General features: G+C 59.6%; 11 protein-coding genes, 1 pseudogene and 1 riboswitch. Of the genes and pseudogenes, 2 read left to right on the top strand and 10 right to left on the bottom strand.

Annotated elements, in window-relative coordinates:
• The 7 genes and pseudogenes from FT726_RS25025 to FT726_RS24995 form a co-directional block, all read right to left on the bottom strand.
• Window positions 1–338: ABC transporter substrate-binding protein (locus FT726_RS25025; RefSeq protein ID WP_346303643.1), on the bottom strand; the 338-nt coding region annotated here is incomplete at its 3' end.
• 9 nt (window positions 339–347) lie between these two features.
• Window positions 348–1,082 carry an ABC transporter permease gene (locus FT726_RS25020; RefSeq protein WP_288423514.1) on the bottom strand — a complete coding sequence of 245 codons (735 nt, stop codon included), beginning with the start codon at window positions 1,080–1,082 and terminating at the stop codon, window positions 348–350.
• Window positions 1,066–1,701: pseudogene (locus tag FT726_RS25015) on the bottom strand (ABC transporter ATP-binding protein); the annotation flags it as partial. The pseudogene FT726_RS25015 and the gene FT726_RS25020, both read right to left, overlap by 17 nt.
• A gap of 77 nt (window positions 1,702–1,778) precedes the next feature.
• Window positions 1,779–2,747 (bottom strand): HesA/MoeB/ThiF family protein, encoded by a 969-nt coding sequence (locus tag FT726_RS25010; RefSeq protein WP_288423516.1) that lies wholly within the window; start codon window positions 2,745–2,747, stop codon window positions 1,779–1,781.
• Window positions 2,748–2,757: 10 nt separating this feature from the next.
• Entirely contained in the window at window positions 2,758–3,516 is a 759-nt protein-coding gene (locus FT726_RS25005) for a thiazole synthase (protein WP_288423519.1), read from the bottom strand.
• Window positions 3,517–3,519: 3 nt separating this feature from the next.
• The gene (gene thiS / locus FT726_RS25000; protein ID WP_021508920.1) at window positions 3,520–3,717 is read right to left on the bottom strand and encodes a sulfur carrier protein ThiS; all 198 of its coding nucleotides are present in this window, start codon (window positions 3,715–3,717) and stop codon (window positions 3,520–3,522) included.
• Complete coding sequence (locus FT726_RS24995) at window positions 3,701–4,645, bottom strand: FAD-dependent oxidoreductase (protein WP_346303642.1); 945 nt, start codon at window positions 4,643–4,645, stop codon at window positions 3,701–3,703. The genes thiS and FT726_RS24995 overlap by 17 nt, the downstream gene beginning before the upstream one ends.
• A gap of 127 nt (window positions 4,646–4,772) precedes the next feature.
• A riboswitch (TPP riboswitch) is annotated at window positions 4,773–4,892 on the bottom strand.
• A gap of 165 nt (window positions 4,893–5,057) precedes the next feature.
• Between FT726_RS24995 and FT726_RS24990 the strand changes: the two genes are divergently transcribed.
• Complete coding sequence (locus FT726_RS24990) at window positions 5,058–5,495, top strand: 6,7-dimethyl-8-ribityllumazine synthase (RefSeq protein WP_088517394.1); 438 nt, start codon at window positions 5,058–5,060, stop codon at window positions 5,493–5,495.
• A 155-nt stretch (window positions 5,496–5,650) separates the two neighbouring features.
• On the opposite strand, the gene FT726_RS24985 is transcribed toward FT726_RS24990, so the two are convergent.
• Window positions 5,651–5,860: a glycine zipper 2TM domain-containing protein gene (locus tag FT726_RS24985; RefSeq protein ID WP_031279978.1), complete on the bottom strand. Its 210-nt coding sequence runs from the start codon at window positions 5,858–5,860 to the stop codon at window positions 5,651–5,653.
• Between the two features lie 253 nt (window positions 5,861–6,113).
• Window positions 6,114–6,839, bottom strand: coding sequence for a pirin family protein (locus FT726_RS24980; protein ID WP_021508917.1), 726 nt, complete (start codon window positions 6,837–6,839; stop codon window positions 6,114–6,116).
• A gap of 123 nt (window positions 6,840–6,962) precedes the next feature.
• Between FT726_RS24980 and FT726_RS24975 the strand changes: the two genes are divergently transcribed.
• Entirely contained in the window at window positions 6,963–7,844 is an 882-nt protein-coding gene (locus FT726_RS24975) for a LysR family transcriptional regulator (protein WP_127835000.1), read from the top strand.
• 1 nt (window position 7,845) lies between these two features.
• Here the strand turns inward: FT726_RS24975 and FT726_RS24970 are convergent, their stop codons facing one another.
• The gene (locus tag FT726_RS24970) at window positions 7,846–8,595 is read right to left on the bottom strand and encodes an anti-sigma factor (protein ID WP_021508915.1); all 750 of its coding nucleotides are present in this window, start codon (window positions 8,593–8,595) and stop codon (window positions 7,846–7,848) included.
• Window positions 8,596–8,656: the final 61 nt, after the last annotated feature.

Here is an 8,656-nt window from a genome sequence, read left to right as displayed (position 1 = left end):
ACGGCTGTCAGGGTGTTCAGCGGCTGGTTAATCAGCGTGCCAACCCTGATCACCGGCACCTGCTTGTCCACCAGCGTATAGAGCTGCGGCTGATAGCTAATCGCCAGATCCGCCTTGCCTGCCGCCAGCAACAGCGGTACCGACGCGGAATCCGCCGGTGCGATCATGTCGACATCCAGCCCCTGCTGTTTAAACGCCCCGCTGTACTGAGCGGCAAAAATCGCTGCGTGGTTGGGGTTAATGAACCAGTCGAGCAGCAGCCGCACCTTTTCAGCTGCCTGCACGTTGACGGTGGCCAGCAGCAGTAACGAAGCGATGGCACGAAGAAGTCTATTCACTCAAGTTCCTTAGTATGATTGCCAGAGAAATTTTTTACGCACCAGCGCCACGGCCGCTGAGAGCAGCAGCGCCAGGCTCATTAACAGCAGCAGTGCGGCAAAACTGGTGGCCGTTTCCAGCCGCGCGTTGGATTGCATCATCAGGTAGCCTAACCCTTCGCTGGCACCGACCCACTCGCCGATCACCACCCCAATGGGTGCCAGCACCACCGCCATCTGCAGGCCGGCGAAAAACTGCGGCAGCGCAGCCGGCCAGCGCACACGCCAGAAAATTCGCCAGCGCGAGGGATACAGCGTTTGCGCCAGCTCCAGCCAGCTGGCAGGCGTACGGCATAAACCGTCGAACAGCGACAGGCACAGCGGGAAAAACAAAATCAGCGCCGCCACCACGACTTTTGACGCGATGCCAAAACCCAGCCACAGCACCAGCAGCGGGGCCAGCGCAAATACCGGGATGGTCTGGCTGGCTGTCACCAGCGGAAACAGCACCCGACGCAGTAGCGGGCTGGAAGCCATCAGCACCGCCAGCACCACGCCACCGCCGACTCCCAGCAGCAGCGCCAGCACAATTTCCGCCAGCGTGAACATTGCGTGATGCGCGAGCAGCTGCCGCTTTTGCCACAGAGCCTCCAGCACCGCCTGCGGTGCCGGCAGCAGAAATGCCGGTACGTCGTTGTGGCGCGCCAGCAGCCACACGCCCAGCACCACCGCGATCAGGTAGATACCACTACTCAGCTTTTTCATAGGAATTCAATCGGGAAAAGAGTTCGGCCTGCGCCTGCAGCAGTCCGGCATCATTGAGCGCGCGCGGCACCGTACCTGCCGGCACAGCCCAGTGCGTCACCTGCAGCGGCTGGCCGTGCAACAGCAGAATGTCATCGGCCATGCGGCAGGCTTCCAGCGGATCGTGGGTCACCAGCAGCACCGTTTTGCCGCGCAGCAGCGTCGCGGTCAGCGTTTGCAGCTGGTGTTTAGTCATCACATCCAGCGTGGCGAACGGCTCATCCATCAGCACCAGCTCGCGCTGCGCATACAGCGTGCGCGCCAGCGCGACCCGCTGCCGCATACCACCTGAGAGCTGTGAGGGCGCGGCTTGCGCCTCGTCTTCCAGTCCCACCTGCGCCAGCAAATGGTGCGCCCGCACGCGGTCCGGCTTCGCACCGCTCAGACGCGCCGTCAGCATCACATTCTCCAGCACCGTTAGCCACGGATAGAGCAGATCCTGCTGCCCCATCCATGCCACGTGCTGCGCAATACCGCTCAGGCTGCCCTGCTGCGGCTGCACTAAGCCGGCCACCAGACGCAGCAGCGTACTTTTACCAATGCCGCTGCAGCCCAGCAGCACCGTGGTCTTGCCGCCACGCAGTTGCAGATTGAGCCGATCGCACAGCTGTTTTTCGCCCCAGGCAAAGCTCACCTGGTCAAAGCGGATGTCCTGCGTCATGGCCGCCGCGCCGCCAGAATCGCCAGCTGATTGAAGCCGCGCTGCGCCAGCGCGCTGGCCGCCTGCGCCGCCCGAATGCCGCTGGCACACACCAGTACGATGCGGCGATCCGCCGGTGGCTGCCAGGCGTCCAGTTCGTGCGGCAATACGCGCTCAACCCGATCGGCCACGCTGGCGGGCGCCTCTTCGCAGCTGCGCAGCTCCACAATGCAGTCTCCGGGCTGTAACAGGTGAGCATCAATAAACGGCACGCCGGGCTGGGCCGGTTCCTGTGCCGCATCAAAGCGGAACGAACGAAAGTGCCAGCTGACGAAGTCACAGTTGACCATGCAACCGAGCGGTGAGGGTTGCAGGCCGAGCAGTATGCTGAGCGCCATCTGCGCCTGCATCGCCCCCAGCGCCGCCACGGCTGGCCCCATCACGCCGGCGGTGTTGCAGTTAGCTGCGGAAGCAGGCAGCTGCGGAAACAGCGCACGATAACTCGGTGCGCCGCCGCAAAAACCGCCAGCATAGCCCTGACGACCCAGCACCGAGGCGCTGATCAGCGGTATGCCCGCCTGGAAACAGGCATCAGACAGTTGGTAAGTCACCGCGAAGTTATCGGCGGCATCAATCACCAGATCGCACTCCGCCAGCGCCTGCGCGATATTGCTGGCGCTCAGCGCCTCGGGCACCGCTTCGATTTGCACCTCAGGATTGCGCTGCTGCAAAGCCTGCTGCGCCGCCACAGCTTTGCTGCGACCCACATCCTGCAGGGTGAACAGCGTCTGGCGATGCAGGTTATGCAGCGCGACCTGATCGTCATCGTACAGACACAGCTGACCGACGCCCGCGCCCGTCAGCTGAGGCAGCAGCGTGGCGGCCAGCCCACCGGCACCGGCTACCAGCACGCGGGCGCGAGCCAGTTTCTGCTGCCCGACGACGCCAATCTCCGGCAGCATCATCTGGCGTTCGTAGCGTTCCATTGCGCGCTCCTTAGTTCAGGTTAGCGAGGCCGAAGATCGGCGTTGAGGCCACGGCCATATCACGCTTCTCCATCAGCCCGGCTTCGCGCGCCCCCTGCCCGGCAGCGATCGCCTGGCTGAACGCGCGCGCCATCGCCACCGGATCGCCCGCTTTCGCCACAGCGGTATTGAGCAGGATGGCATCGAACCCCATCTCCATCGCCTGCGCTGCCTGTGACGGCGCGCCGATGCCAGCATCAATGATCAGTGGAATATCGCTGAACCAGACTCGCATCGCCCGCAGCCCGTCAATATTTCGCAGTCCCTGGCCGGAGCCGATGGGCGCGCCCCACGGCATCAGCAGTTCACAGCCGGCGGCCAGCAGTTTTTCACCGACAATCAGATCTTCCGTGGTGTAGGGAAACACCTGGAAGCCGTCGGCGCACAAAATGCGTGCCGCTTCGACCAGCGCGAACGGATCGGGCTGCAGCGTATCGGCATGACCAATCACTTCCAGCTTGATCCATGGCGTGTTAAACAACTCGCGCGCCATGTGCGCGGTGGTGACGGCCTCTTTGACCGTGTGGCAGCCAGCAGTATTGGGCAGCACGCGCACATTCAGGCCCGTCAGCAGCTCGCGAAAAGCCGCGCCCGCCGTGCCTTCGCGGCGCAGGCTGACAGTGATAATTTCACTGCCGGATGCGGCGATCGCCTGCTGCAAAATCGCCGGTGAAGGGTAGCCTGCGGTGCCGAGCAGCAAGCGTGACTGCGGCGTAAAATCGTAAAACATCGCTCAGCCTCCCTGCATCGGTGACAGGACTTCCAGCTGCCAGCCTTCCTGTAACTGCAGGCTGGCATACTGACCTTTCGGCACAAAATCGCCATTGCAGGCGGTGGCAACACAGGCCGCGTCGATTTGCTGTTCGATCAGCAATTCGCTGAGGCTGGTGGCCTCAGTGCTGATGATGCGGCCGTTAAGCTGAATATTCATGGCTAACCTCCCCGGACAGGCGCTGCATCAGCTGTTCTGCCATCATTGGTGCCAGCAGAAAACCATGACGATACATGCCGTTAAGATAAAAAATACCGTTGTGATAGTGGATTTCCGGCAGATTAGCCGGCCATGCCGGACGCAGACCGCTTCCGCTTTCGATGACGCGCGCTTCCGCCAGCGCCGGGTGCAGGGTGTAGGCCGCGCTGAGCAGTTCCATCATGGCGCGCGCGCTGATAGCGCTGGCATCGTCGCTTTCGATCATGGTGGCGCCGAGCATGAAGTGGCCGTCGCGACGCGGCACCAGATAACAGGGAAAACGCGGATGGAGCAGACGAATCGGCCGGGAAAATGACACCTCATGACTCTGCAGGATCAGCATTTCCCCGCGCACCGCGCGCAGGCCGGAGAGTTGCGCTCTGGCATGGATACCGCGACAGTCAATGATCCGGCCCGAGGGCTGGCGCGCATCAAAGCGGACGCCACGCTGCAGCAGTTTGTCACGCAGCTCAGACAGCGCGCGGCGCGGATCGAGATGTGCCTCGCGCGGGAAAAACAGTCCGCGCGCAAACCGGTTTTCCAGCGCCGGTTCAAGCGACGCCGGATCAACCCATTGATGCGCCGTCGTCATGCGCGCGAAGCGGTTTAACTCCGGGTTATCACGCGGCGGTGCCAGCACTAACGTACCCTGATGCACCACGCTGCTGACGCGCGTTTGCCACCAGGCCGCAGCATGCTGGCCGAGGGTAATCACCTCCGCTGGCGCGCTTTCTGCTTCACACCACGGCGCCAGCATGCCACCGGCAAACCACGAGGCAGGCTGACGCGCTTCATCATCAATGACCTCGACGGTTTCGCCGCGCTCAGCCAATAGCGTGGCAACACAAAGCCCGGACACGCCGCTACCGAGCACGCTCCAGCGGCTCATGAACAACGTTCCGGTAAATAATCTGGGAAATTCACATCGGCCTCTCAGTGATAACTGAGACCCGCAGATACAGGTGAAGGGAATCGACGCCAGCGATCGGGCTCGCCTTTGCGCCAGACGGCTTTGCACTTGAAGCCGTCAGTCTTCCTACGCCAGTATCAACTGGGTCAGGTTCAAAGGGTCGCTAAGCCGCGCAGTGCGCTATTAGCCTCTCAGTCTCTCAGGCGAGACTCCCCCGACGCGTCTATTTGTATTGCAGGCGCTGGCTGGCGTCAAGCAGCACGTTAACTGCGCTGCCCGCGTTGTGGATCAAAATTGCAACATATGGTATACCAGACGGATAGCGGGCAGATGATAAAAAAGACTTTTTTATTATTCACTTATAAATTTTTCAGCTAATCATGGAAGCATTATGAATAAGTTTCGTGTGGCTTTTATTAAAGCAGGATGGCATCAGGCGATCGTGAACAACGCGCTGGTAGGATTTGAGCAGGAACTGGCAGAACAAGGCGTCGAAAATACTTTAAAAAGCTATGACGTACCCGGCGCGTTTGAAATGCCGCTGCTGGCCAAACGCCTGGCCGAAACCGGCAAATTTGATGCGATTGTCTGCGCCGCGCTGGTGGTCGACGGTGGCATCTATCGCCATGACTTTGTCGCGCAGGCCGTTGTCGATGGCCTGATGAATGTGCAGCTGGCCACCAATGTTCCGGTGTTTTCGGTATCACTCACTCCGCACAATTTTCAGCCGGTCGATGCGATTGAAGCGTTTTATACCGAACATTTTATTAAAAAAGGCAAAGAAGCCGCACGCGCCGCTCTGATGATTCATCAGCTACAGATCGATTAATATTTTTTAAGCGGTAGCGGTAATAATTGATGGCCGGATTAAATAAAGAAATTTCTGGCCGATGAATATTTCAACGCGGGGCTATTGACGGCGGGTTATGAAGTGAAATGATTTCGCCAGCATTCCGGCTGGCGAAATCCTGAGTAACGGTGAAATTAACGGCTGACTTCGTGACCAATCAGGCCGCCGATAGCCGCGCCGCCGAGGGTACCGAAGGTGCTGCCGCCGGTCAGAACGGCGCCGCCGACCGCACCCACACCGGCGCCAATGGCGGTGTTACGGCCACGATGAGACATGCCACAAGCCGTTACAGAAAAGGCTAAAACCAATACCACTGCGATATTAAAGCTGCGTTTTAAAACCATCAAAATCCTCATTACCATTAATTCTAATGGAATGTAATAGTGTTAACTTTGTTTGTTGTTTAGCCGCCAAATACCTGGCGTAGCGTGCTTATCCTGGAGGCAAATTTAAGGGGCTTTGCATTTTTGTGGAAGGTAAAAATTCCTATTTTATGCCGGACCTGTCAGGTGCTGGTTATTATTCGTACCTTAAGCCAAATAAAAAGGCATGGCGTGAAGGTTCACGCCATGCCTCGCTGACTTACCGCGCAATGAATTAACGCTGCGGATGATTAACTTCGACTGGTCGTAAATCAAACACCAGCACTTCAGCATTGTTACCGTTAGCGAACTGCAGCGCCGTCTCATTGCGCACGCGCGCGCCGTCGCCGGCTTTAAAGCTCACGCCGTTCACTTCAATGCTGCCGCGCGCCACATGAATGTAAGCATAGCGATCGTTAGCCAGTTCCAGCGTCTGCTGCTCGGCACCGTCAAACAGTCCCGCGTAAATACGCATATCCTGACGTACGCGCAGCGAGCCGTTGTCGCCTTGTGGCGAAACAATCAGGCGCAGCTGACCGCGTTTGTCGGCCTCTGCCACTGACACCTGCTGGTAACCTGGCTCGGTACCGCGTTCTGCCGGCACAATCCAGATCTGCAGGAAGTGCACATTATCCTGTTTCGAGTGGTTAAACTCGCTGTGCGTCACGCCGCTGCCAGCGCTCATCAGCTGCACGTCACCGGGCACGATAACCGAACCGGTACCCATGGAATCTTTATGCTCCAGCGCGCCTTCCAGCACGTAAGAGATAATCTCCATGTTGTTGTGCGGATGCGCACCGAAACCGCGACCCGGTGCTACCTGATCATCGTTAATCACCAGCAGATCGGAGAAACCGGTCTGTTGTGGGTCCCAGTAGCTGGCAAACGAAAAGGTATGGCGTGAATGCAGCCAGCCGTGATCGCCTAAGCCACGTTGTTCGGACAGTCGTTGTTCAATCATGGTCTGCTCCTTAAATTTTTAGCTGGAGGGCGAAGGCCCTTCCCGTTGCTGACCAGTATACGTAAACTGATTTGCCCAACAATGCGCCTGTATGACAATGACTGTCACAGATAAGTGGACAATATGCAGATTGAAGATCTCCGGATTTACGTCGCCGTAATCAAAGCGGGCAACTTTACCGCTGCGGCTGAACAGCTGATGCTCTCGAAGCAATACGTCAGCCGACGCATCGCCGCGCTGGAAGAGTCGCTCGGGGCGCGTTTGCTGAATCGCAACACGCGCAAACTGTCCGTTACCGACAACGGCCAGCTGTTTGCCCAGCATGCGCAGCGCATTCTGGATGATGTGCAGGAAGCCGAACTGGCGGTGTCCGGTCGTCGTCAGGTGCTGCGCGGCAGTTTTCGTCTCAGCGTGCCGATGTCGTTCGGCATCAGCCATCTTTCCCCTTATATCGCCGAATTCCTGAGCCAGCATCCCGGTATCCAGTTCCAGGTGGAACTGGCCGATCGGCATGTGGATATGGTGGGTGAAGGTTTTGATATGGCGATTCGCATCGGCACGCTGCCGGACTCCAGCCTGATCGCCAAACGGCTGGGGGAATTCCGCCGCGTGATCTGCGCCAGCCCGGCCTACCTGCAGGGCGCCGGCGCACCGCGTGAGCCGGAGGATCTGCTGCACCATCTCTGTCTGCGCTATGGGCGTGAAAGCCAGACCGGCTGGGAGCTGTTTCAGGGCGACACGCGTAAAGTGCTGGCGGTCCAGGGACCGATGGTCAGCAATAACGGAGAAATGTTGCGTGATGCGGCCGTCGCCGGGCTGGGGATGATCCTGCTGCCGGAGTTTATCGTGGCTCCGGCGCTGGCGCGAGGTGAGCTGGTGACGGTACTGGATGACTGGCATCCGGCCTCGCTGCACCTGAATGCGCTGTATCCGCAGCATCGCCAGCGCAGCGAGATCAATCGGGTATTTATGACGTTCCTGCAGGCCAAGCTGGCAGGCAAATGAATTAGCCCACTTCGCTGCCTATCGCAGCACGCAGCGCCGGTGCGGCTTCGCCGCTCATCGGGCTCACCAGCGCATAGTTATAGTGGCGATCGCTCCAGTATTGCGCCACCAGGTTGTCCGCCTGGCGCGATCCCTTTTCCAGCCGCACGGTCTGCGGGCGGATGTACCAGCCAACGCGCGTGCCGCTGGCGGTCTGATACAGCACCAGCGCCGAGGCGCCATGCTCATTCGCCATCAGGCGCGCGCCGATGAGCTGATAGCCAAAGCGCTCCAGATTGGGCGGCAGCGTACCGTTGATAAAATAGCGGCCCAGCCAGCTGGCCAGCTGTGTCGTCTGGTGGGTGCTAATGTCCATCGTCGCCTGCTGCGCGCCATCGCCGAATAACCGGTAAGCCTGTACCGCATCCTCCATCGGTAACGGATGATTCTGTAAGCGTTCAGTCATCTGCCAGCCGGACAGGCTGCCGATCCCCAACGCCAGCACCAGCGAGCAGGCCAGCGCCAGCCGCTGATAACGCTGCCGCGCACGCCGCTGGCGCAGCTGTGCCGGCTGCAGTGGCGTAAAGGTGGTTCGCGCCATATTGCGCTGCAGGCTTTGTTGCAAGCGCAGCTTGTCCTGACGCCAGCCCTCAACCTGGGCGGCGATGTCAGGATGCTGCACCAACCAGTCGCTGACGGCCTGATGGCTGGCACTATCCAGTTCACCATCCAGCCAGGCGTGCAGCTGGTTCTCATCGGGCGGGATATTCATTTTAATCTCCTCAACGTCACCGGGGCCGGCAGGCCTTCGGTCATGTGCTGCAACTGTTTTC

Origin of the sequence: Pantoea sp. Morm, from assembly GCF_016643525.1 — a bacterium.
Lineage (GTDB): Bacteria > Pseudomonadota > Gammaproteobacteria > Enterobacterales > Enterobacteriaceae > Pantoea > Pantoea dispersa.
Note: the sequence above shows the minus strand (reverse complement) of the source record. Positions and strands in the feature narration are given on the sequence as shown.